This is a genomic window from Trinickia sp., from assembly GCF_051953405.1.
In the GTDB taxonomy this organism is placed as follows: domain Bacteria; phylum Pseudomonadota; class Gammaproteobacteria; order Burkholderiales; family Burkholderiaceae; genus Trinickia.
Genome location: NZ_JBQCIV010000125.1, coordinates 1 through 23881, shown reverse-complemented (window position 1 = coordinate 23881; position 23881 = coordinate 1). Strand labels below are relative to the sequence as shown.

Here is a 23881-nt window from a genome sequence, read left to right as displayed (position 1 = left end):
GGACGTCATACCGAGAATCTTTCAGTATTCGGACGTGTCACGATGCGGGCCTTGCGCCGGCAGGGGGCAGCTCCCGCTGCCGATCCCCGCCGGCCGCGCTGGCCCCCGCGCCATTTCTATATCGACGACCGCAATACTAGAGAACGCAGATGCCCCAATACCGCTCACGCACTTCGACGCATGGCCGCAACATGGCCGGCGCCCGCGCCTTGTGGCGCGCCACCGGCATGAAGGACGACGATTTCGGCAAGCCGATCATCGCCGTCGTGAACTCGTTCACGCAATTCGTTCCGGGGCACGTCCATTTGAAAGAGTTGGGTGCGCTCGTCGCGAAGGAAATCGAAGCGGCCGGCGGTGTCGCCAAGGAATTCAATACGATCGCCGTGGACGACGGCATCGCCATGGGCCATGGGGGCATGCTCTACTCGCTGCCCTCGCGCGAGCTGATCGCCGATTCGGTCGAATACATGGTCAATGCGCACTGCGCCGATGCGATGGTCTGCATCTCCAATTGCGACAAGATCACCCCCGGCATGCTGATGGCCGCGATGCGCCTGAACATTCCTGTTGTGTTCGTCTCGGGCGGCCCGATGGAAGCCGGCAAGGTCAAATCGCCGACGGACGGCCAAGTGATCGCCAAGATCGATTTGATCGACGCGATGATCAAAGCGGCGGATCCGAAGGTCAGCGATGCCGAAGTGGCCGAAGTCGAACGCAGTGCCTGCCCGACGTGTGGCTCTTGCTCGGGCATGTTCACCGCGAACTCGATGAATTGCTTGACCGAGGCGATCGGCCTCGCGTTGCCGGGCAACGGCACGATCGTCGCCACGCATGCATGGCGCAAGGGCTTGTTCGAGCAGGCGGGGCGTCTCATCGTCGATCTGTGCCGCCGCTACTATCAGGAAGAGGACGCGTCGGTCCTGCCGCGCAGCATCGCCACCAAGCGCGCGTTCGAGAACGCGATGGCGCTCGACGTCGCCATGGGCGGTTCGACGAACACCGTGCTGCACTTGCTGGCCGCGGCGCAGGAAGCGGGCGCCGATTTCACGATGGCCGACATCGATCGTATTTCGCGCAAGGTGCCGTGCTTGTGCAAGGTCGCGCCTGCAACCGATAAATTCCATATCGAAGACGTCCACCGCGCCGGCGGCATCATGGGCATTCTCGGGGAATTGGCGCGTGCCGAGTTGCTCGATTTGTCGTGCGGCAACGTTCACAGCGGCACGCTCGGCAACGCGCTGGCGCAATGGGACGTCATGGGTGGCGCGGGCGAGCACGCGCAGAAATTTTTCCGTGCGGCGCCGGGCGGCATTCCGACGACCGTGGCGTTCAGTCAAGAAGCGACCTATGCCGCGCTCGATAACGATCGCGCGAAGGGCTGTATCCGCGACAAGGCGCACGCCTATTCGAAGGATGGCGGCCTGGCGGTGCTCTACGGCAATTTGGCGGAGAAGGGCTGCATCGTGAAGACGGCCGGTGTCGACGAATCGCAGTGGGTGTTTTCGGGGCGCGCTCGCGTGTTCGAAAGCCAAGACGACGCGGTCGAAGCGATCTTGGGCGATCGGGTGGTGCCGGGCGATGTCGTCGTGATTCGTTACGAAGGGCCGAAGGGCGGCCCGGGGATGCAGGAAATGCTTTACCCCACGTCGTATTTGAAGTCGAAGGGGCTGGGCAAGACGTGCGCGCTGTTCACGGACGGCCGCTTCTCGGGCGGCTCGTCGGGGCTTGTGATCGGGCATGCGTCGCCCGAGGCGGCCGAAGGCGGCACGATCGGCCTCGTGGAAGAGGGCGACGTGATCGAGATCGACATTCCGCAGCGCAAGATGCACTTGGCCGTGAGCGACGATGAATTGGCCCGTCGTCGTGCGGCGATGGAAGCGCGGGGGGATCAGGCTTGGCAGCCCGCGAATCGCGAGCGTGTCGTGTCGCAGGCCTTGCAGGCTTATGCCGCGCTGGCGACGTCGGCCGATCGCGGCGCGGTGCGCGATATCTCGCAGTTGAAGCGCAAGTGAAATTAGCGGCTGTGCGTTAGGCTTGCTGCGGCTTGGAAGGGCAAAACCGCCGATAGGTACGGGCGGTTTTGCCGTCCCTCCTTGTCAAAGGAGGGCATTGTCCTTGCGTTCGCTCTCGAATATGTTCATGCCGACCATGTAAGCGTAGAGGCTGGCCGGCATGAATCCAATGTTGACATCCCTATAAACGAATCGATCCAGCGTTTTGGTTTTTGTCGTTACCAGTATGCAAGGAGCGCCTCTGTCGTCTTCGTTTTGCAAATCGTTCTGTTTTGCAAAATAGACGCAGTTATCCAGCTCGCTGGTTTTTTGCAGGGGTTTATCGCTCCATTTAACCTCGATGCACCATCCGGGTTTGATTTTCTCGTCTGCGCGATAGACGATGTCGATCTCGCCGGATTGTCCTCCATTGTTCCATCGGGCGTAATATAGCCGGTCTATCGTGTTGCTGTGAAGCCACTGGCTGTAAATCGCTGTCTCGGTAAGATGGCCCATGGCGTCGCTGTCCTTGGCAATCTGGCCGAATAGCGCTGCACGCATCGATGGGTTGGTTAGATAGACCTTGAATGTCGTTATTCTTTGAAACCGCTTGGCGGTATGATCGACGCGCTCCATTCGTCGAATCAAGAAGGCTGCCTCCAGATATTCGAGATATTTTTTGATCGTATTTTTTGCTACCCCGGAATTTTTGGTCAGCGACTCTAGGCTGACCTCGTTCCCGGTGTTGTACGCGAGCGTGGTGAACAACCGGTTCAGATCTTGGATGTCGCTAATTCCATACAAGCTGGGTAGGTCGCGCAGTAGCACCTTATCGATGATGTCGCTTCTGATATAGCGACCGGTGTCTCGTTGAATTTCTTTGGAGAGTGCCGCTTCAGGGTAGCCTCCGAAATTAAGATAATCGCAAAAACTTGAATTCAATGATTCAATGTCGTTTGTTCTATAAACCTTGGGCCCATGATCGCTGCGCTCGATTTCGATCAACTTGTCCTTGCCGACGAATGCGAGATATTCCGCAAACGATAACGGCGGCAGCACAAAATCGGTGAAGCGGCCCGCTCCAGATTCCTGGCTTTTCAACCGCAACGCCGCGGCGGCGGAGCCTGTGGCGACAAACTTGTATTTGGGATAGGAGTCGACAAGAGATTTTAAATGAATCTCCCATTGAGGAAGGTATTGCACTTCATCAAAGAAAACGTAGACGTTAGCATTCTTTTCGTGTTCTTTCAGTTTCCGGAAAAGATTGAGCAGCTTTTCGAGATGAAGGCCCGTATAGAGCGGGGTCTCGAGCGACACGTAAAGTATGGAATCGGGAGAGACGCCAGATTGAAGCAAGTGATGGATTGCTTGGAACACCATCACGGTTTTCCCGACGCGCCGCGGCCCCATGAGCACTACCGCACGCCGAATATCCCGCTGGTTGAGCAGCTCAAAAAATGGATCGAAGTAGAAACGCTTCGGCATGGACACGAAGATTTCGTCTACGTTGCCACCGCTCCACCATTCGTTGTCGAACGCCATCCGTTCCAGAACTTCGTTTTCTGAGATTGTCAGCATGACTTGCTAAGATCAAATGTTTGATCTTAGTATAGGGTAGGATGTGGCCGCTGTGCAAGCTGGTGATACAAGTCTCGGCTCGCAGCGGACAGCTTTCGATTGTCCTGCCGGGTCACCGAACGGGGGGCAGCGTTTGGCGCAGTGCTGAGCGACCTGCCACGGCAACCGTTGCGTCACGATGGCGCCATCTCCGGTCGTGATAGATTGCCGGCGGGTTCACTTTCGAGCTTCCATTTCGCGCATCACGCGAGCGAGAATGGCGACGCCCGCATCGATCTCGCTTTCGTTCCAGGCCGCGAAGCCGAGGAAGAGTCCGCTTGCCCGGGCTTCGGTGAAGTAATGTCGCGACAACGGACGAGCCGTCAGGCCCGCTTGAGCCAGACGACAGCAGACGTCGATGTCGTCGTACCGCGCGCCTAACTGTGCCGCCACTTGCATGCCGCCGTCGGGCATCGACACGGTCAAATCGAGACCCATCGCCATCAACGCATGACAGAGGCGATCGCGCCGCAGGTGATAAAGCCGCGTCATCTTGCGAATATGCGCCGCGTAGTGCCCTTCGCCGATAAAGTCGGCCAGCGCGTCCTGCAGCGTCATGCTGACGATTTGGCCCGTGTGCCTTTGCGCTTTGGCGAAGATCTCGACGAACCGCTTCGGCACGACGACGTAGCCGGCCCGAATGTCCGCATGCAGCGACTTCGAGAATGTGCCCACGTAAAAGACGTTGCCCGCTCGATCGGAACCCTGCAGCGCGGCCACGGGACGCCCTTCGTAGTGAAATTCGCTGTCGTAATCGTCTTCGATCACGTAGGCGCCGACGCGCGTGGCGAATTGCAATAACGCTCGCCGGCGCGGCGCAGGCATCAGTAATCCCGTCGGATGCTGGTGTGCCGGCGTGACGAAAATCAAGCGAGGCGTATCGATCGACGTCTCGAAGGCGAGGCCGCATTGATCGAGTTCGACGCCCCGCACCGCGGCGCCCGCCGCTTCGAATGCTACGCGCGCGCCGGCGTAACCGGGACTTTCGACCCATGCGATGTCGCCCGGATCCAATACCACCCGGGCCACAAGGGCGATGGCGGCTTGGGCGGTAGGCAACAAGAACACTTGCTGCGCGTCGGCACTGACACCGCGGTATTGCACCAGGTGCTGCAGCAGCGCCCTTTGCAACTCGGGCCGGTTACAGGCCGCGCTTCGTCGGACGGGCGCGGAACGTGCGGCTGCGCGTAGGCATCGTCCCCAGATCGCGTGCGGGAATTCGCGTGCATCGGCGACGCAGGGGGCGAAGGGCTTCGGACGGCCATCTTCCATAAAGGGCCATTCGCTTGTGCCGATTCGTTGTGCCCACTGAGATATCGCGCCAAGCGCACGTGAAGCGGGCATCTCCGGTTCGAATCCGATCAGGCTCGGCGAGGACAAGGGGGCCACCGCCGGCCGGCGCCCTCTCGACACATCGAGGTAGCCCTCCATGGCCAACTGTTCGATCGCAGCGGAGACGGTATTTCTCGACACGTTCAGATGGAGCGCCAGCGCCCGGCTGGAAGGCAGCCGCCTGCCGCTCGCCAGTGTCCCCGCCGCAATGGCATCCCGTAGTTGATCGCCGAGTTGCCGCGTGAGCGAGACATCGCTGTGCGGATCCAGCCTGAAGTCGAATAAACCGCCAAGTGCGTCCATCGTCAAACTGGCCCTATGTTTTTGTCGAAACATACCCTTTCAAGAAGTGCCAGTCAAACCTATAGTGGCGGCGTCTTTCCCCTGTTCGGTGCGCATCGGACACTTGAGTTCGGCTCGTCGGAGGGGGCCTCGGTCGCCTCGTGGGAATAGATTGGCGCGCAATGCGGTTAGCGATGGGGACCGGCAACTCAATGGCATCGACACCTTTGGAGGCAACGCCGCATGCAAGTCAACGACATCTCTCGCGCTTTACAAATCTATTTCGACGTGATGTACGAATGCGATCTGGAAAAATTCGATCTCGTCTTTCATCCGACGTGCTCGCTGTTCACGATGAAGAACGGTGAGTTAAACGTTCGGCCGTATGCAAAATATCGCGCGGAGATCGCGGACCGTACGCCGCCCAAGCGCCTATCGCAGCCGCGTATGGACGCCATTTTGCAGATTGCCGTGCTATCGCCGGAAATCGCGTTCGCTCAGGTACGTGTCCGCCTGTTCGAGAAAGTCTTCATCGATAACCTCAACTTGCTGAAGTTCGATGAGCGCTGGATGATCGTCGCGAAGATCTTTCACCACGCCGAAACGATCGAGGCCTAGCCGTGGGGGCGATGCGAACGGTGGATAGAGAAACGTCCCACGTAACCTTCCGATTACATGGGACGCGATCCTCTTGAAAACCGACTACCCGTAGCGCTTAGCTGGCCGTCAGGCTTTGATCCCGGCGGGCTTTGTAGGCGCGGGCACGGTAGCGGCCCGCGGAGCGACGCGTTGTGCCGGGACGACGACAACCACGGGTTCGGGCATCGCCCACATCGGTGCCGCGAATACGACGGCCTGCTGCGAGGGCACGACGAACGGCTCCGCGAACGCGGCGCGCTGCAACGCCAGCATGCGCTGCTGCATGGCCATCATTTGGGCTTGCGCCGCGCGCATTTGATAATCGATCGCCTGCATCTGCCGCAGCGCGACGGCGGGCGGTACGCCACCGGTACTGGTTTGCATTTCGAAGCCCGCGCCGCCTTGCGGGCTGTGCCAACTCCACGTGCTGACTTTCATCGGGCCGGCGGCGGTTTGAACGACGTGCGTTTCGGCTTTGACCGGCACGGCCTGACCATTCACGTTGACGAACATCGGCTGCGCGGCGGATGGGGCGCTCGCTTGCCCTGCCAACGCGAGTGCCGGGATCAGCGCGAGTGCGCCGGCCGCCATATACGAACGAAATCGCATATCCGTTTCTCCATGGATCGATAGAGCGAAGAATCGACTACGGGAATCGTAGGGCTCCAAGAGGGAGTCACGGGGAACTATGCGAGGGCAGGCTTAAATGAAGATTAAAGGACGGGGGCAGGGTGGGGCATGTCCCGTCCGGCGCCGTAGTTTTGCCATCGCTACCTCACTACGTCAGTTTCGCCGTGCAGCACTCAAATCGTCCGGCGCGCGAGCATGCTGCGAATCTCCCCAATTGCCTTTGCCGGATTCAACCCTTTCGGGCAGACGTCCGTGCAGTTCAGGATCGTCCGGCAGCGAAAGAGGCGATACGGATCGTCGAGATTATCGAGCCGTTCGCCCGTGCCTTCGTCGCGCGAGTCGACCAAAAAGCGATAGGCCTGTAGGAGCCCGGCGGGGCCAACGTATTTGTCCGGATTCCACCAGTAAGAAGGGCACGCGCTCGAACAGCACGCGCACAAGATGCACTCGTAGAGACCGTCGAGTTGGTCGCGTTCCTCGGGTGTTTGGCGTCTTTCGCGCTCGGGCGGGGGCGTATCGTTGATCAGATGAGGTTTGATCGAATGGTACTGCTTGAAGAACGCAGTCATGTCCACGATCAAGTCGCGAACGACCGGCAGTCCCGGTAGCGGGCGCAAAATTGTGCGACGAGGGAGTTCGTTAAGGTTGGTGATGCAAGCGAGCCCATTTTTGCGGTTGATGTTTATCGCGTCCGAGCCGCACACGCCCTCGCGGCACGAATGCCGAAAGCTTAGCGTCTCATCCTGTGCCTTGAGCCGGACGAGAACGTCGAGCAACATCCGGTCGTGCGGCGATACCTGTATCTCGTACGCTTGCATGTACGGCTTGGGGTCGCGGTCTGGATCGTAGCGGAAGATTTCGAAAACTCTTGTGTCACTCAAGATGTTCCCCCTTTGCGGAGCAGTTCTGGTGACTCGCTACTCGCGCACCATACGGTTCCACACGTTATGACGTTGGTGCGATACGAAATTGCGTTAGATCAAGATATCGACGTTATATCGCGATATGATATAAATGCGCCGCCCATTGAGGTTCCGCGGAAACGGCGCGTATGCGTCCTTCTGACCCAGCGATACCGGCGAGCCAAACCGGATAATTGCTTCCAACTGGCTGCCGCTGAACGATTGGGAGAACACGCATGGCTAAGGTATTTCCGCTACATCCCCAGCATCCCGAGCGGCTGTGTTGGGGGTGCGACCACTACTGCCCCGCTAACGACATGCGCTGCGGCAATGGGCAGAGCCGCACGCAACATCCGGCCGAATTGCTCGGCGACGATTGGTACGATCAAGGCGACTGGGGGCTCGACGTGCATCCTGGCGACAAGGGCATAAGACCCGACGGCGCGACGTCGAGTCGCGACAGTCGCGACAGTCGCGCAGTCGAGGCGCCACGCCAGTCTCAGTAGCGTGGTCCCGAACTAAAGTATGAGGAAAATGCATCGGCGGGCGCGCTCGGCACGTCGCAACAGAGGTGGGCTGTCCCCCAATTTGCCTGCAATCCATAGTAAATAGGACGATTATTCGGCAGACTGTTCCGTTTTCCGTAATGAAAACCCCTATTCAGTCCGCATCGGCCGTAGACGATAAGCCCCGTATGGAGCACGGCTCTCCCGTCCTCGATTCTTGGGTGCAGAAACTATGGTTACCTTCGCGAGCAGTATTCGAGTGCGCATCGTCGCAATCCTCGGCACGTGCCTCTTTCTCATGGTGGCAATCGGCGTCTTCGCCTTGACAGGCCTGTCCAAACTGAATGGACTAGTGGAAGACGGCTACAACGGTAACACGGTACCGATCATTCAACTGACGCAAATACGCGCCGCGATGCTCGACATTCGTCTGCAGTTTCGCCGGATGCAGGTGTTTCATGACGATCCGCAAAAGGTCAAGCAATCCGCCGACGCCGTGCGCGCCGATCTCGACCAGCTCTCCGGCAAGTGGAAGGCGTACTATCCGGCTAGCGTCTCGTCCGACGACGAGCGCGCAGTCGCCGATAAGGTCAATGCGGCACTCGGCGAATTCGTGACTTTATCGAACACGGTCGCTTCCGACGTGGCGGCCGACCCTCAGAAAGTCGTGGCCGACGCGGCGCAAATCGACCAACACGCCGCATCCGGCAGGGCACTCAGCGATCTGATCTCGCAAGACATCAGCGTCAACGATGCACAAGCGAAGTCGTCGGTTCAAGAAAGCGAATCGACATTCAGGACGATTTTCACCGTCGCGGCGGCGCTGCTTGTACTCGCCGTTGCCGTCGGCACGATCGGCGCCGTTGTCTTGCAGCGATGGATCATGAAGCCGCTCGCGAAAGCGATCGCCTTGGCCAACCATATTGCCTCGGGCCGGCTCGAGAATCGGATCGTCGTCGATTCGAGCGGCGAGTTCGGCCAACTGCTGAGCGCGCTGAAGGAGATGGACGAGAAGTTGACCGACACCGTGCGCGGCATCAAGACGTCAGCGGAATCGGTCGCGGCGGCGTCCAGCGAAATCGCCAGCGGCAATGTCGATCTCTCGGCCCGCACGGAACAGCAAGCCGCCTCGCTCGAGGAAACGGCGGCGAGCATGACGCAACTGACGCAAACGGTGAAGCAGAACGCGGACAATGCCGAGCAGGCCACCGCGCTTGCCACGAATGCCACCGACCTCGCCAATCAAGGCAATGAAGCGGTTCAGGTAATGGTGAGCACGATCGAAAAGATCAGCGGCAGTTCGACGAAGATCTCCGAAATCACGGCGGTAATCGAAGGGATCGCTTTCCAAACCAATATTCTTGCGTTGAATGCCGCCGTCGAAGCGGCGCGGGCAGGCGAGCAAGGTCGTGGTTTTGCGGTGGTCGCCAGCGAAGTGCGCAGTCTCGCCCAGCGTTCCGCGACGGCTGCCAAGGAAATCAAGGAACTGATCGGCCGTTCGGTGGACGAGATCCAGGACAGCGTGCAACAGGCCGCGCAAGTCGGTTCGTCGATGAATCAAGTCAAGGGCGCGATCAAGCAGGTGTCCGACTTGGTCGAGGAAATTGCGGCGGCGTCGGTGGAGCAAAGCCGTGGCATCGAGCAAATCGGCCAGGCCGTTTCGCAAATGGACGAAGTCACGCAGCAAAACGCGGCGTTGGTGGAGGAAGCCGCGGCTGCGGCGAAGTCGCTCGAGGATCAGGCGGGCACGTTGCGTACCGCTGTCGAAACGTTCAAGCTGAACGAAACGGCCGATGTTGCCGCGACCGCGCTTCGACGCATCGCCGCGGTACCGAAGCGGGCCGCGGCGCCAGTACGCCCCGTTTCCGTCGCTGCTAAACCGGCTGCTAAATCGGCTCCGAGTGCGGCCCCGGCGCGGCAGGCGGTCCAGCCCGCCGCTCGCGAGACGCGGAAAGAAAAGCCCGAGCAGCGCACGGTTGCACTCGTCGACGATAAGAGCTGGGAAACGTTCTGACCGTCCCGAGTACGACGCCCTTCGCCGCGATGCACGCCGGCGAGGGGCGCTGGCGCATGCGCTCACTATATCGCTCGTCAGGCCAAATTTCCCTGGCAGACATACTTGATCGACAGATAATCGTCGAGCCCGTATTTCGAGCCTTCTTTCCCGTATCCCGATTCCTTCACCCCGCCGAACGGCGCGGCCTCGCTCGAAATGGCGCCTTCGTTGATGCCGACGAGACCGGTTTCGAGCGCGCGCGACACACGCTCGATCCGTTTCATGTCGTTGCTGTAAAAGTACGAAGCGAGCCCGTACGGAGTGGCGTTCGCGGCGTCGATCGCCTCGCGCTCGTCTTCGAAGCGAAACAGCGGTACCACCGGGCCGAACGTTTCTTCCTCGCAGAGCAGCATGCTTGTATTCGCATCGGCAAGGACCGTGGGAGCGTAGAAATGGGCACCGAGTTCGGCAAGCCGTTTGCCGCCCGTCAGCACGCGCGCCCCGTGCGTCAGCGCGTCGTCGACATGGCGAGCGATCTTATCGACGGCTTTGGCATTGATCATCGGCCCGATTTGTGTCGACGCATCGCTAGCGGGGCCGACTTTCAGCGCGGCAACGCGCTCGGTCAGCCGCGCGGCGAATCGCTCGTACACGCCGGCTTGCACGAAGACACGATTCGGGCAGACGCACGTTTGCCCGCCGTTGCGGAACTTCGAGACGATCAGCCCTGCCACCGCGGCGTCGAGATCGGCGTCGTCGAACACGATGAACGGTGCGTTGCCGCCCAGTTCGAGCGACAGCTTCTTGAGGGTGTCGGCCGATTCGCGCGCTAAGTGCTTGCCGACAGCCGTCGATCCCGTAAACGTCATCTTGCGAACGCGTGCATCGTGCAGCCAATCGGCAACGGCTTCCACCCCGCGTCCACGCGAAGCGGTAATCAAATTCAACACGCCCGCCGGCACCCCGGCCTCGTGCGCGAGCAGCACGAGCGCCGAGGCCGTCAACGGCGTGTCCTCGGCCGGCTTGCCGACCACCGTGCAGCCTGCCGCCAACGCAGGCGCGATCTTGCGGGCGATCATCGCCAGCGGAAAATTCCACGGCGTAATTGCCGCAACGATTCCGATCGGCTCCTTGACCGCGCTCATGCGCTTGCCGCGCTGCTGCTGGGGAATCAAATCGCCGTAGATGCGCGTGGCTTCCTCGGCGAACCACGCCACATACGATGCGCCGTACGCCACCTCGCCGCGCCCCTCGGCCAAGGGCTTGCCCTGTTCGCGCGAGATCAACGCGCCGAGCGCGTCTTGATTCGCAACGATGAGCGCGTGCCAGCGCCGTAGGATTTCGGCGCGTTCTTTAGGCAGCGTGTCGCGCCAACCGGGCAGGGCAGCAGCAGCGGCATCCGTGGCCGCGCGCGCGTCGGCCACATAACTGTCGGCCACTTCGGCGATCAGCGCGCCGTTCGCGGGATCGGTCACGGCAAATCGCGCGCCGTCGGCGGCGGGCACCCATCGTCCGCCGATAAAGTTCTCCGTGCGTATCAACGCTTCGGGCTCAAATTTGCGCGTCATAATCGAAGTCCTCTTTTCTATATCGGTACGTTGCTTCCACGGTACGTCGGCAAAGCGGCATACCGGCAACGGCAACGGCGGCATTGCCACCGACATCGATGCCTAAATCTCGGCGACTCTTGCGGCGATGGCCGCGCCCACTTCCGCCGTCTTCGCGCTGCCGCCGAGGTCGCCCGTACGCGGGCCTTCCTTCAGCGTCGCTTCGATGGCCGCGAGCATCGCGTCGTGCGCCTTGCGCTCCTTGCCCCCGTGGTGCCCGAGGAAGTCGAGCATCATCGCGGCCGACCAGATCATCGCGATCGGATTGGCGATCTGCTTGCCGGCGATGTCCGGGGCAGAGCCATGCACCGGCTCGAACAGCGAAGGAAACGTGCGTTCGGGGTTGAGGTTGGCCGATGGCGCGAGCCCGATCGTGCCGGTGCAGGCGGGACCGAGATCGGACAGGATGTCGCCGAACAGATTCGTCGCCACGACGACGTCGAACCGGTCGGGGTTGAGCACGAAGCGCGCGCAGAGAATGTCGATATGCTGCTTGTCCCACGTCACGTTGGGATAGGCAGCGGCCACTTCGGCCGCGCGCTCGTCCCACCACGGCATGCTGATCGCGATGCCGTTGCTTTTCGTGGCCACGGTCAGCTTCTTCTTGGCGCGCCGCTGGGCCAAATCGAACGCGAACTTGAGCACGCGTTCGCTGCCGCGGCGCGTAAAGATCGATTCCTGCAGGACGAACTCGCGTTCCGTGCCGGCGAACATGACACCGCCTACCGAAGAATATTCGCCTTCGGTGTTCTCGCGGACGATCCAAAAATCGATATCGCCGGCGCGACGCCCGGCGAGCGGCGAGGGCACACCCTCGAAGAGCCGCGCCGGCCGGAGATTGATGTATTGGTCGAATTCGCGCCGGAACTTGAGCAGCGAGCCCCACAGGGAGATATGGTCGGGTACCTTTGCAGGCCATCCCACCGCGCCGAACAAGATTGCATCGCAGCGCGAGAGCTGAGCCTTCCAGTCGTCCGGCATCATCTTGCCGTGCTTTTCGTAGTAGTCGCAGCTTGCCCAGTCGATGTGCTCGTATTCGAGCGAGATGCCGAAGCGCTTGCTTGCGGCATCCAGGACACGCAATCCTTCGGGCATCACTTCGACGCCGATGCCGTCGCCGGGAATCACGGCGATTCGATATGTGCCAGTCATGGCGAAATGGCCTCCTTAATGCGCGATGAACGGAACGACAAGCCGGCCGCGGCCGCGGCGCGCCGCCGGTTTCGTCTGCGCGGCGCCCCATCCCGAGCGGTGCCGCGTGAGTGAATTACGAATGCGGAAACAGCACTTCGAGCGGATAGTGCGTTTTGACGAAAGGCGATTTGATAATGACGTAGCTGAAATACTTTTCGATGCCGATCTCGCGTTCGAGCAGCCCTTCGATGACGCTCTGATAGTGGCTGACGCTGCGCGTGACGAACTTGAGCAGATAGTCGTAGCCGCCGCTCGCGAGATGGCATTCGATAATTTCGTCGACGTCTTTGATCGCCGCCACGAAGCGGGTGAAATCCTCGCGGCGGTGATCGGCCAGCGTGACTTCGGTGAAGACGATTTGAACATCGCCGAGCTTTTCGAGTTGAATCTGGGCGCCATAGCCGACGATATAGCCGGCTTTCTCCAAACGCTTGACCCGAATGAGGCATGGGCTTGGGGATAAGCCGACGGCATCGGCCAGCTCGACGTTCGTAATGCGTCCACGTTTTTGAAGTTGCGAGAGGATCCGTAAGTCGATCCGGTCAAGCTTGCAATCGCCGCTCATCGTATATCGCCCGAGTCATGCCACGAATGCCGATCACTTTAGCACGCGACGGCGCGCTGTTTGCCCGCCAGCGCGGCGCGGACATCGGGCTCGGCGAGCACTTCGTCCAACGTGCGGCGCAAGCGGTCGAACAGCATGTCGAACTCGTCCGCGGTATAGGACAGCGCGGGCGCGAAGCCGAGGATGTTGTCGCCGAATGCCCGGAAAATCAGGCGATTGCGGTAGGCCGCGGCGGCGATGCGATCGGGCAGCTTCAGCGCGGCGTCGAAGCCCGCTTTGCTGTCCTTGTCGGAAACGAGCTCGAGCGCGCCGAGCAGCCCCCGATGGCGCGAATCGCCCACGAGCGGGTGTTCGAGCAACGCGTCGAGGCCCAGCGCAAAGCGCGGCGCGAGCGCTTGTGCGTTGGCGAGCAACCCGCCCTCGTGATAGAGCCGCATGACTTCGAGCCCGATTGCGGCACTGACCGGGTGCGCCGAATAGGTGTAGCCGTGGCCGACCGCGGCGTTGCCGGCGGCATCGGCGATGCCGCGATAGATCTCGTCGGACATCAACACGGCGCCCATCGGTGCATAGCCGGCCGTCAACCCCTTCGCGACCGTCATCAGATCAGGCTCGACCTGTTCGGCTTCGCAGGCGAACAGGGGGCCGGTGCGGCCGAAGCCGGTGATCACCTCGTCCACCAGGAACAGAATACCGAGTTGGCGGGCTGTGTCGCGCATCGCCTTCAGCCACCCAACCGGCGGCACGATCACGCCGCCCGAGCCTTGAATCGGCTCGCAGAAGAAAGCGGCGACGCGATCCGCGCCGAGTTCGGCGACCTTTGCCCGAAGCGCCGCGACGGACGCGGCGATCAGTGCGGCGTCGTCGGCATAGTCGCTGCGGTAGGCGTAGGGCGACGGGATGTAGTGCTGGCACGGCAGCGGCAGATCGAAATGCCGATGAAAGGCGGGCAGTGCGGTCAAACCCGAACCGACCGACGACGAGCCGTGATAGCCGCGTTCGAGCGAGATGAATTGCTTCTTGCTCGGACGGCCCGTGGCATTGAAATAATGCGTGATGAAGCGTACGGCGGAATCGACGGCATCGGAGCCGCCGAGCGTGAAATACACGTGCTGGAGCGAACCCGGCGTGCGTTCGACGAGCTGAGCGGCGAGTTCGATCGCCGGTGCCGATCCGAAGTGGAAATAGCCGGTGGCGTAGGGCAGCTTCTTCATCTGCTCGGTGGCGGCGTCGACGATGCTTTGCTGGCCGTAGCCGACGTTGACGCACCACAGGCCGGCGAACGCGTCGAGCAATTCGTTGCCGTCGGCATCGCGGACGAACGATCCGTGCGCCGAATCGAGAATCGTGACGCCGCGCGCTTCGTGCGCACGGTAATTCACGACGGGATGAATCAGGTGTTTGCGGTCGGCTTCGATGAGCGTGGAAATCGACATGGCGGCGGGCCCCGTACTGGTTGAACGATGACGATTCATAGTACGGTGATGCCCATCGCTTCGTTCTCTGAAAACCGTCTGTGAAAAGTGTGCGCTACGCTTTTTGATGCGCACGGTCAGCATTTTCTGCCGAGCCTGAGCAGCCATGCGGCTTCGCTTTGGTAGGGCCTGGGCGACGCCGCTCAGCAGATCGCCTGATTGATGATGCCGTATTGCGCGAACTCGTTATCCGGCGGGGGCAACTGCCCGGCGTTGCGCGCCATCTTGACCACGCTGTCCACTCGCGCGAGCCCGAGCGACTCCAACCAATCGGTGAGACCGCTTTCGCCCGGCACGTCGACGCGAATGAACATGCCCGGATTCGACGCGAGCCAGTGCCCAATCAGGGCCTTGGCCCGAACGGGATCCTCGTCGCGCGGCGCGACGACCGGCCCGATCGCGCGGCCGCGTCCGAATCGGCGAAAGAGGGCAAAGCCGATCAACTCGCCGTCGCGGTCGAGGCCAATGCCTTCGGCCGCGTCGAGCAGCGGCGGCAGGACGCAGGCGCGGTCGAGGCCGCTCGTGCGCGAGGCCAGTTCGATCAGGCGCGGCGTATCGTTGATACCGAGCGGGCGCAGCCGTTCGCGCGCGGGCAACTCCAATAGCGGCGGTTGCAACGCCGCCCCTTGATGCTGATACAGCATGCCGACGGGCGCGAACCCGAGTTTTTCGTAGAGCGGGCGTCCGGCTTCCGTCGCATGAAGGACGGTGGCGCGAGGGCCGAGTTCTTCAAGCGCCATTTCGGTCAACCGCCGGCCGATCCCGAATCCTTGATGGGCAGGCGACACGATCACCATGCCGAGCGACGAAGTTTGCGCGCCGTACTTCCAGCAAAACACGGTGCCGATCACTTGCGAATCGCGCTCGGCCACGAAGCCCACGCCGATGTTCGCCACGAATTGCCAGTCTTCCGCGCGATGCGGCCATTTCAGCTCGACCGTCAACGCGTGTGCGGCATCGATGTCCGCCGCGGTGAATCGCCTGTATTGAATGGAGTCGGACACGCGTACCCCCTGATTAGCTTGATTGATACGAACTGTGTCATGCGGCGCGTGGCCTGACTAGGACGATCTTTTCATCCAATAGGCGGCGTGTGCTGCACTGCAATCTGGCTTGTTCCCGACCCGACGACGCGCGCGCTGTGCGGTTCCCGAAATTTGTTCGGCGAAATATGCCGTGCTGTCCGCCTTACGATGTTCCTATCGAGCCGATCGGTCGCGGGTGTCCCGCGGCAACGTCGCTTCGCTTGAAGGGACGATGGGCCCCGGCCGCCGCAGACTCTGCTGTCGACCCGGTACAAAACGCGCGGTTCGTGTTACGGGCACCGGCCAAATCGGAGACATCTGTGTTTTTGCATTGCTTTAATGTCTTTACCGAGCGAGCTTTCGCATCACGGCGCGGCGGCTTGCAATCAACTCAAGAACCTGCATGAAGAGGCACTGAAATGATCGACTTCGAGCCGAAATACATCACCTTCGACTGCTACGGTACATTGACCCGATTCCGCATGGCCGAAATGACGCGCGAGCTTTACGGCAGCGAACTCGATGGCGCCAAGCTCGAAAGCCTCGTCAAGTTCTTCGCCGCCTACCGCCGCGACGAAGTGCTGGGGGCGTGGAAACCCTACCGGGATGTGGTGGTCAACGCATTTCGCCGCGCTTGCGAGCGCGTGGACGTCGCATTCGACGAGGGCAAGGCCGAAAGCATCTATCTCGCCGTGCCGAGCTGGGGCCCGCATCCCGACGTGCCGGAAGGGCTTTCCCGGCTTGCCAAAAAGTACAAGCTCGTGATTCTGTCGAATGCGTCGAACGATCAAATTCAAAGCAACGTCGACAAACTCGGCGCGCCCTTCCACGCTGTCTTTACGGCGCAGCAGGCGCAATCGTACAAGCCGCGCATGCAAGGTTTCGAATACATGTTCGATCGACTCGGCTGCAATCCGAAAGACGTCCTGCACGTGTCGTCGAGCCCGCGCTACGACCTGATGACCGCGCACGACCTCGGTATCGAGCACAAGGTTTTCATCAAGCGTGGCCACGAACCGTCGACGCCGGGCTACGAGTACTACGAAGCGAACGACATCCCGCATCTGGCGTCGATGTTGGGGCTCTGAAGCCAAGCCGAGCGAGACGAAAGCGTTGTTCCCGGCGCCTAGGCGTCGACACTATCCGTAACCGATCGAGGAATGCCAAGATGAAGCTCGAGTCCTACTGGCTCGATACCGCGCCCGCCACGTCGTGCTGCGATGACGGGGCCGTGCAGGGACGTGTCGACGTTGCCGTCGTGGGCGGGGGCTTCACGGGGCTCTCGGCCGCGCTGGCTCTCGCGCGGCGCGGGGCGAGCGTGGCGTTGCTCGATGCGGGGCGGATCGGCGGGGGCGCTTCGGGTAGGAACGGCGGACACGTCAACACGGGCGTCGCGCAGGATTTCGGCTCGCTCGTTGGGCTGCTCGGGCTCGAGCGTGCCCGCCGCTGCTACCTCGCGTACGCCGCGGCGGTCGATACGGTCGAGCGCCTGATCCGCGAGGAATCGATCGACTGCGATTACCTGGCGTCGGGCAAACTCAAGCTCGCATCGAAGCCGCATCATTACGAGCATCTGGCAAAGACGGCCGATCTGATTTATCGCGAGGTCGACCAGAACATCGAACTGATCGACAGCGCGAGAATCGGTGGCGAGATCGGATCGGATCGTTTCTATGGCGGCTTGCTGCAGCGTCACGGCGGACAAATGCACATGGGCAAGTTCGCGGCGGGCCTCGCGCAAGCGGCGTGCCGCCACGGCGCGGCGCTTTATGAGCATGCGCCGGTGTCGGCGATCGTCAAACAAGGTGCGCTCGGCTATCGCGTCGCCTCCGGCCGCGGCGAGTTGACGGCAACGAACGTATTGATCGCCACGGGCCCGTCCAAACACGGTCCGTTTTCCTGGTACCGGCGCCGCATCGCGCCGATCGGTTCGTTCATCATCGTGACCGAGCCGTTGGCCGCCGATGCGGTTGCTCGGCTGTTTCCGAATCGGCGCGCGTACACCACGACGCGGCTCATGCATAACTACTTCCGCCTCACGGCGGACAATCGGCTCGTGTTCGGTGGCCGTGCACGCTTCACGGCTTCAGAGCGCCCCTCCGACGAAAAAAGCGGCCGCATCCTGCAACGCAATCTGGCCGAACTCTTTCCGACACTGGCCGATTGCCGCATCGACTATTGCTGGGGCGGGCTGGTCGACATGACCGCCGATCGCTTGCCGCGTGCCGGACAGCACGACGGCGTCTATTTCTCGATGGGGTATAGCGGTCACGGCACTCAGATGTCGACGCACATGGGCCAGGTGATGGCCGATGTTATCGAAGGACGCGAAGACGCGAACCCGTGGCGCGATTTCGCATGGCCTGCGATTCCCGGCCACACGGGCAAGCCCTGGTTCTTGCCGATCGTCGGAACCTACTACCGCATCAAGGACGTGTTTTATTGAGTGGGACCAGCAAGCGCAGTACCGTTATGCCGTCGTGTCGTTACGCGACGCACGTATCGCAGACATTCGTCGAAACGTCGATTATTTATTGCAACCCTGGCTTATATCGCGGAGAAGTTCAATGAAAAAGGACACCTCACAATACGGTGCCGTTGCGTCCGAGACCACGCTCGATCGGTTGACCGAGAAGGGCGCTTCGCGCCGCGACGCGCTGCGTGTGCTCGTCGCCGCAGGCCTTGCGAGCGTGACGGGCGGTGGCCTGCTCGTCGCCAGTACGGCCGCGCAAGCGCAGGGCAGCCCGAAGCAGGGCGGCAAGATTCGCGTGGCAACGCAATCGTCGTCGACGGCCGATACGCTCGATCCGGCGAAAGGCGCGCTCGCGACCGACTACGTGCGCTGCAACATGATCTACAACGGCCTGACCGAACTCGATTCGCACCTGGGTGCCACCATGGCGCTGGCCTCGTCGGTCGATACGCAAGATGCGAAGGTGTGGGTCGTGAAGCTGCGCTCCGGTGTGCAATTCCACGACGGCAAGGCGTTGACGCCGGCCGACGTGGTGTATTCGCTGATGCGGCACAAGGACCCGGCTACCGCGTCCAAGGCGAAGACGCTTGCCGATCAGATCAGCGACGTTAAAGCCAGCGGACCGAACGAAGTGACCATCACGCTTTCGGGGCCGAATGCCGACTTTCCGGTCATCCTCGCCGACGCGCATTTCCTGATCGTCAAGGACGGCACGAAGGATTTCACGAAAACGGCCGTCGGCACGGGCCCCTTCAAGCTCAAGGAATTCACGCCGGGCGTGCATACGGTTGTCGTGAAGAACGAGCGTTATTGGAAGAGCGGCCTGCCGCACCTCGACGAGATCGAACTCATCGGCATCAGCGACGAAGCGGCGCGCGTGAATGCGCTGCTGTCGGGCGACGTGCAACTGATCAACCAGGTGAGCCCGCAGTCGACCGGCCGCATCAAAGGCACGCCCGGCTTCGCCGTGCTCGAAACGAAGACGGGGCAATACACCGACCTCATCATGCGCAACGACGGCGGCATCACGGGCAACCAAGACTTCCGCCTCGGGCTCATGCATCTGCAAAACCGCGACCAGATGCGCCAAGCCGTCTTCCAGGGCTACGGATCGATCGGCAACGATCAGCCGATCGACCCGACCAACAAGTACTACTTCGCCGGGTTGCCGCAACGCAAGTTCGATCCGGATAAGGCGAAGTTCTACTTCAAGAAGGCGAACCTGGGGAGCACGCCGCTGCAGGTGTTTGCCTCGCCGGCCGCCGACGGCTCGGTCGATATGGCGATGCTGCTGCAACAAGCCGCGCCGCAAGCGGGCCTGAACTTGCAGGTGATGCGCGTGCCCTCCGACGGCTATTGGTCCAACCATTGGATGAAGCACCCGCTCAGCTACGGCAACATCAACGCACGACCGACCGCCGACATGCTCTTCACGCAATTCTTCGCGTCCAGCGCGCCCTGGAACGAAGCGAACTGGAAGGATCCGCAATTCGACCAGATGCTGCTCGCGGCGCGCAGCGAGCCCGACGAAGCCAAGCGCAAGAAGATCTACGGCGACATGCAAGTGCTCGTGCACGAGAAGGGCGGGCTCGGCATCCCGATGTTCCTCAGTTCGCTCGATGCGCATTCGACCAAACTGCAAGGCCTCGGATCGATTCCGCTTGCAGGCCTCATGGGCTTCGCGTTTGCCGAGCACGTGTGGCTCGAAGCCTAATTGAACGATGCCTCGGCGTCCGAATGGCTCGGATGGTCTGACATTCCGACATTCGGACGCCGACGAGAATACAAGATGCAACGCATGCTGAAGGAGACAAGCGCCCATGAAACGTCAAGCCTATAGGCTCATCGTCAGCCGCCTCGGCCTGGCCGTGCTGACCTTGCTGATCGTTTCGGCCATCGTGTTTGCGATGACCGGCCTGCTCCCCGGCGACGCCGCGCAGCAGGCGCTCGGTCAGGCCGCCACGCCTGAAGCCGTCGCCGCCTTGCGGCACCAATTCGGCCTGGATCAACCGGCCCTGCAGCGCTATTTGCAGTGGCTCTTTCATATCGTCCGGGGAGACTTCGGCATGTCGCTGTCGAACAGTCTGCCCGTGAGCGAACTCATCGAAACGCGCCTGCCGAATTCGTTGATGCTGGCCGGATTGACGACGGTCGTGGCGGTGCCGATTGCTCTCGCCATCGGCATTGCGTCGGCCATGTATCGCGGCTCGTTGCTCGATCGGGCCTTGAATCTTTTGACGCTGTCGACGGTGGCCGTCCCCGAGTTCCTCGTCGCGACCATCGCCGTGCTGATCTTTGCCGTCAATCTGCACTGGCTGCCTGCGCTGTCGTACCTGTCGTCGGTGTCCTCGTTCGGCGATTTGGTGCGCATTTACGCCATGCCAGTGATGACGCTGTGCTGCGTCTTGATCGCGCAAATGGCACGCATGACACGCGCGGCGGTGCTCGATCAGCTCAATTCGAGCTATGTCGAAATGGCGTCGTTGAAAGGCGCGTCCCAAGTGCGCATCGTTTTGCGCCACGTGCTGCCGAATGCGATCGGCCCAATCGCCAACGCCGTGGCGCTGAGCTTGTCCTACTTGTTCGGCGGCGTTGTCATCGTCGAATCGATTTTCAACTACCCCGGGCTCGCGAGCTTGATGGTGGACGCGGTGACCAACCGCGACATGCCGCTCGTTCAGGGCTGCGTCATGGTGTTTTGCGCAGCGTATCTCGCACTCGTATTGATGGCCGACCTATGTCAGATCATTTCCAATCCGAGGCTTCGTCAACGATGAATCGCCCCGCTCAATCCTCGATTCCGCATCCCGGCACCCAGATTTACGACGAGGCGGCGCCTGAAGCGCTCAAGCGTTCGCGCCGCGCACGGCGGGGCCGCATGTCGTGGTTCGGCAAGGTCGGCTTGGCGCTCGTCTGCTTCTGGTTGCTGATGGCCGTGTTCGGACCGATGCTCGCCCCGTACAAGGAAGGCGCGCTCGCTTCGCCGTTCAGTTTCGCGAGCTACAGCGCGGCGCATCCGTTCGGTACCGATTATCTGGGCCGCGACATGCTAAGCCGGATTCTCATCGGCGCGCGCTACACCGTCGGTCTAGCGCTCGGCGCAGCGGTGCTGGCGAGCGGCATCGGCACCTGCTTAGGACTTGTGGCCGCCGTTTCCGCCCGCTGGGTGGACGAAGCGATGGGCCGCTTCTTCGACGCGTTGATCTCGATCCCCAGCAAGGTGCTCGCGCTGGTCGCCATTGCGGCGTTCGGATCGTCGATTCCCATGCTGACGATCATTGCGGCGGTGGCCTACATTCCGGGCGCCTTTCGAATCGCGCGCTCGCTCGCCGTCAATTTGATGACGCTCGAGTACGTCCTCGTGGCTCGTGCGCGCGGCGAGCGGCTGTTCTACATCGCCCGCGTCGAAGTGCTGCCGAACATGATCCATCCCGTGCTGGCCGATTTCGGGTTGCGCTTCGTCTTCATCGTGCTGTTGTTGAGCGGCTTGAGTTTCCTCGGCCTGGGCGTGCAGCCGCCGAACGCGGATTGGGGCTCGCTCGTGCGGGAGAACATCGGCGGTCTGTCGCAAGCGGCGCCCGCTGTGTTGATGCCGTCGATCGCCATCGCGACGCTCACGGTCGGGATGAATCTGCTGATCGACAGCTTGCGTCGCCATGCCGGCTTCGGCCAGGGAGGCCAGAAATGAATGACGCGATGATCGAAGTGAAAGGCTTGCGCATCGTCGCGGGCAGTGCGAGCGACGGTGAGAGCGAAATCGTAAAAGGCGTCGATTTCAGCGTGAGAAAGGGAGAAGTGCTGGCTTTGATCGGCGAATCGGGATCGGGGAAGACAACGATCGCCTTGTCGTTGCTGGGTTATACGCGGCAGGGGTGCCGCTTCGCAGGGGGGAGCGTGCGCGTGGGCGATACCGACGTGCTGGCGCTCGACGAAAAAGGGCGCCGCACGCTGCGCGCGCGGACGGTCGCTTATGTGGCGCAGAGTGCGGCGGCCGGATTCAATCCGGCGCGCACGCTGATGGATCAGGTCGTCGAGCCGGCGCTCCTGCATCGACTGATGTCGCGCGAGGCCGCGCGGGCCAAGGCGGTGCAGCTGTTTCGCGCGTTGGCGCTGCCCGCGCCGGACACGATCGGCAATCGTTATCCGCACCAGGTCTCGGGCGGGCAATTGCAGCGCGTGATGGCGGCGATGGCGCTGATTACCGATCCGGCCGTCGTCGTTTTCGACGAGCCGACGACGGCGCTCGACGTCACCACTCAGATCGAGGTATTGGTCGCGTTCAAGCGGGTCATTAAAGAGTTGGGTGCGACGGCGGTGTACGTGTCGCACGATTTGGCTGTCGTGGCGCAAATGGCGGACCGGATCGTCGTCCTGAACGGCGGCGAGGTGCAGGAATGCGGCGAGGTCGATCAAGTGCTGGACGCGCCCGCGCACGCCTATACGCGTGCGTTGCTCGCGGCTTCCGCTCACCGGGAAGGACGATCTACGCAGGATCGCGGCGCTGACGCGAGTGGCGGTACTGCCGCGCCGCTGTTGGAGATACGCGGCTTGTCGGCCGGATATGGCCGTATCGACCGAAACGGCAATCCCGCGGTATGCGTGCTCGACGATGTGAATTTGTCGATTGCGCGCGGTAGTGCGCTTGGCGTGATCGGCGAATCGGGATCGGGCAAGACGACGCTCGCGCGCGTGGTGGCGGGACTCGTCGAACGCGCGAGCGGCGAGGTGCTGTTCGAAGGCAAGCCGTTGTCCGCGCAACTCAGCGGTCGAACGGCCGATCAATACCGCCGGATCCAACTCGTTTTTCAAAACGCCGACACTGCGCTCAATCCGAGCCACACGGTGGAGGAGATCCTCGGCCGGCCGCTCGCTTTCTACAAGGGATTGCGCGGTCCCGCGGCGAAGCGCCGGATCGCGGAGCTGCTCGATCTCGTCAAGCTGCCGGCCTCGATGGCGACGCGTCGACCGGGCGGCTTATCGGGCGGGCAAAAGCAGCGCGTCAATTTCGCGCGGGCGCTCGCTGCGGAGCCGTCGCTGATTCTTTGCGACGAAGTCACGTCGGCGCTCGATACGGTCGTCGGCGCGGCGATCCTCGACTTGCTGCGCGAGCTGCGCCGCGAGTTGAACGTGTCGTACATGTTCATCAGCCATGACATCTCGACGGTTCGTGCCGTCTGCGACGACGTCATCGTCCTTTATGCGGGCCGGCGCGTGGAAGCGGGGCAGCCGCGGCTGCTCGATCAACCGCCGCATCACCCCTATACGGGATTGCTCGTCGATTCGGTGCCCGCCCTCAAGCGCGGCTGGCTCGATGCCCGCTGCAACGTCGGGACAGCCGCACTTCCGCCGCTTTCGGACGGCTCGGGTGGCGATGAGCTTTGCGGTTTCCGCGCACGGTGCTCGGCCCGGATCGAAGGCAAATGCAACGCGCTGCGGCCTCCGCTGCGAACGCTGCCTTCCGGCGTGCAGATTCTCTGCCATCGTTCGGCCGAGGAATTGAAAGCGCTGCAGCCGCTGCGGGGCGCGGCGTGAGCGGACGGTTTTCGAGAACGGCTCGATTGGCCGTCTTCATGGACGGGCGAGTGTGGATGCGGAGCAGGAAGAAGCGGGTGTGAGATGAGGCGAACCGAGGGGCTTGATCAGGCAC

At 61.8% G+C, this 23881-nt stretch carries 19 protein-coding genes; 10 read left to right on the top strand and 9 right to left on the bottom strand.

From position 1 onward, the window contains the following. Positions 1-149: 149 nt before the first annotated feature. Positions 150-2012 carry a dihydroxy-acid dehydratase gene (ilvD, locus tag ACTHN9_RS21855; protein WP_440538868.1) on the top strand — a complete coding sequence of 621 codons (1863 nt, stop codon included), beginning with the start codon at positions 150-152 and terminating at the stop codon, positions 2010-2012. Positions 2013-2096: 84 nt separating this feature from the next. On the opposite strand, the gene ACTHN9_RS21850 is transcribed toward ilvD, so the two are convergent. Together ACTHN9_RS21850 and pdxR are read right to left on the bottom strand one after the other, a co-directional pair. After that, on the bottom strand, positions 2097-3569 hold the full coding sequence (locus ACTHN9_RS21850; RefSeq protein ID WP_440538867.1) for an ATP-binding protein: 1473 nt from the start codon (positions 3567-3569) through the stop codon (positions 2097-2099). A 216-nt stretch (positions 3570-3785) separates the two neighbouring features. Then, positions 3786-5243 (bottom strand): MocR-like pyridoxine biosynthesis transcription factor PdxR, encoded by a 1458-nt coding sequence (pdxR, locus tag ACTHN9_RS21845; RefSeq protein ID WP_440538866.1) that lies wholly within the window; start codon positions 5241-5243, stop codon positions 3786-3788. A gap of 222 nt (positions 5244-5465) precedes the next feature. Here pdxR and ACTHN9_RS21840 point away from each other — a divergent pair, with 222 nt between their 5' ends. Then, complete coding sequence (locus tag ACTHN9_RS21840) at positions 5466-5840, top strand: nuclear transport factor 2 family protein (RefSeq protein WP_440538865.1); 375 nt, start codon at positions 5466-5468, stop codon at positions 5838-5840. A 108-nt stretch (positions 5841-5948) separates the two neighbouring features. Here ACTHN9_RS21840 and ACTHN9_RS21835 read toward each other — a convergent pair whose 3' ends face one another. Together ACTHN9_RS21835 and ACTHN9_RS21830 are read right to left on the bottom strand one after the other, a co-directional pair. Next, positions 5949-6470 carry a hypothetical protein gene (locus ACTHN9_RS21835; RefSeq protein WP_440538864.1) on the bottom strand — a complete coding sequence of 174 codons (522 nt, stop codon included), beginning with the start codon at positions 6468-6470 and terminating at the stop codon, positions 5949-5951. A gap of 194 nt (positions 6471-6664) precedes the next feature. Then, a complete protein-coding gene (locus tag ACTHN9_RS21830) occupies positions 6665-7372 on the bottom strand; it encodes a succinate dehydrogenase/fumarate reductase iron-sulfur subunit (RefSeq protein WP_440538863.1) in 708 nt (235 codons plus the stop codon). Between the two features lie 257 nt (positions 7373-7629). On the opposite strand from ACTHN9_RS21830, the gene ACTHN9_RS21825 reads away from it, so the two are divergent. Together ACTHN9_RS21825 and ACTHN9_RS21820 are read left to right on the top strand one after the other, a co-directional pair. Next, positions 7630-7899, top strand: coding sequence for a DUF3079 domain-containing protein (locus ACTHN9_RS21825; protein ID WP_440538862.1), 270 nt, complete (start codon positions 7630-7632; stop codon positions 7897-7899). A gap of 232 nt (positions 7900-8131) precedes the next feature. Then, positions 8132-9913, top strand: a complete 1782-nt coding sequence (locus ACTHN9_RS21820) for a methyl-accepting chemotaxis protein (protein WP_440538861.1) — start codon at positions 8132-8134, stop codon at positions 9911-9913. Positions 9914-9990: 77 nt separating this feature from the next. On the opposite strand, the gene ACTHN9_RS21815 is transcribed toward ACTHN9_RS21820, so the two are convergent. The 5 genes from ACTHN9_RS21815 to ACTHN9_RS21795 form a co-directional block, all read right to left on the bottom strand. Then, positions 9991-11463, bottom strand: a complete 1473-nt coding sequence (locus ACTHN9_RS21815; RefSeq protein WP_440538860.1) for an NAD-dependent succinate-semialdehyde dehydrogenase — start codon at positions 11461-11463, stop codon at positions 9991-9993. Positions 11464-11565: 102 nt separating this feature from the next. Then, a complete protein-coding gene (locus tag ACTHN9_RS21810; RefSeq protein WP_440538859.1) occupies positions 11566-12654 on the bottom strand; it encodes a tartrate dehydrogenase in 1089 nt (362 codons plus the stop codon). A gap of 115 nt (positions 12655-12769) precedes the next feature. Beyond that, positions 12770-13261, bottom strand: coding sequence for an Lrp/AsnC family transcriptional regulator (locus tag ACTHN9_RS21805; protein WP_440538858.1), 492 nt, complete (start codon positions 13259-13261; stop codon positions 12770-12772). Between the two features lie 38 nt (positions 13262-13299). Next, entirely contained in the window at positions 13300-14697 is a 1398-nt protein-coding gene (locus ACTHN9_RS21800) for an aspartate aminotransferase family protein (RefSeq protein ID WP_440538857.1), read from the bottom strand. 182 nt (positions 14698-14879) lie between these two features. Next, on the bottom strand, positions 14880-15740 hold the full coding sequence (locus tag ACTHN9_RS21795; protein WP_440538856.1) for a GNAT family N-acetyltransferase: 861 nt from the start codon (positions 15738-15740) through the stop codon (positions 14880-14882). Between the two features lie 440 nt (positions 15741-16180). On the opposite strand from ACTHN9_RS21795, the gene ACTHN9_RS21790 reads away from it, so the two are divergent. The 6 genes from ACTHN9_RS21790 to ACTHN9_RS21765 all read left to right on the top strand — a co-directional run bounded on the left by ACTHN9_RS21790 (position 16181) and on the right by ACTHN9_RS21765 (position 23766). After that, complete coding sequence (locus ACTHN9_RS21790) at positions 16181-16849, top strand: haloacid dehalogenase type II (RefSeq protein ID WP_440538855.1); 669 nt, start codon at positions 16181-16183, stop codon at positions 16847-16849. Positions 16850-16929: 80 nt separating this feature from the next. Beyond that, complete coding sequence (locus tag ACTHN9_RS21785; protein WP_440538854.1) at positions 16930-18207, top strand: NAD(P)/FAD-dependent oxidoreductase; 1278 nt, start codon at positions 16930-16932, stop codon at positions 18205-18207. A gap of 121 nt (positions 18208-18328) precedes the next feature. Further along, positions 18329-19948, top strand: a complete 1620-nt coding sequence (locus ACTHN9_RS21780; protein WP_440538853.1) for an ABC transporter substrate-binding protein — start codon at positions 18329-18331, stop codon at positions 19946-19948. A gap of 106 nt (positions 19949-20054) precedes the next feature. Beyond that, positions 20055-21011 (top strand): ABC transporter permease, encoded by a 957-nt coding sequence (locus ACTHN9_RS21775; protein WP_440538852.1) that lies wholly within the window; start codon positions 20055-20057, stop codon positions 21009-21011. Continuing rightward, a complete protein-coding gene (locus tag ACTHN9_RS21770) occupies positions 21008-21922 on the top strand; it encodes an ABC transporter permease (protein WP_440538851.1) in 915 nt (304 codons plus the stop codon). Before ACTHN9_RS21775 ends, ACTHN9_RS21770 begins: the two co-directional genes overlap by 4 nt. Then, complete coding sequence (locus tag ACTHN9_RS21765) at positions 21919-23766, top strand: ABC transporter ATP-binding protein (RefSeq protein ID WP_440538850.1); 1848 nt, start codon at positions 21919-21921, stop codon at positions 23764-23766. Before ACTHN9_RS21770 ends, ACTHN9_RS21765 begins: the two co-directional genes overlap by 4 nt. Positions 23767-23881 lie beyond the last annotated feature (115 nt).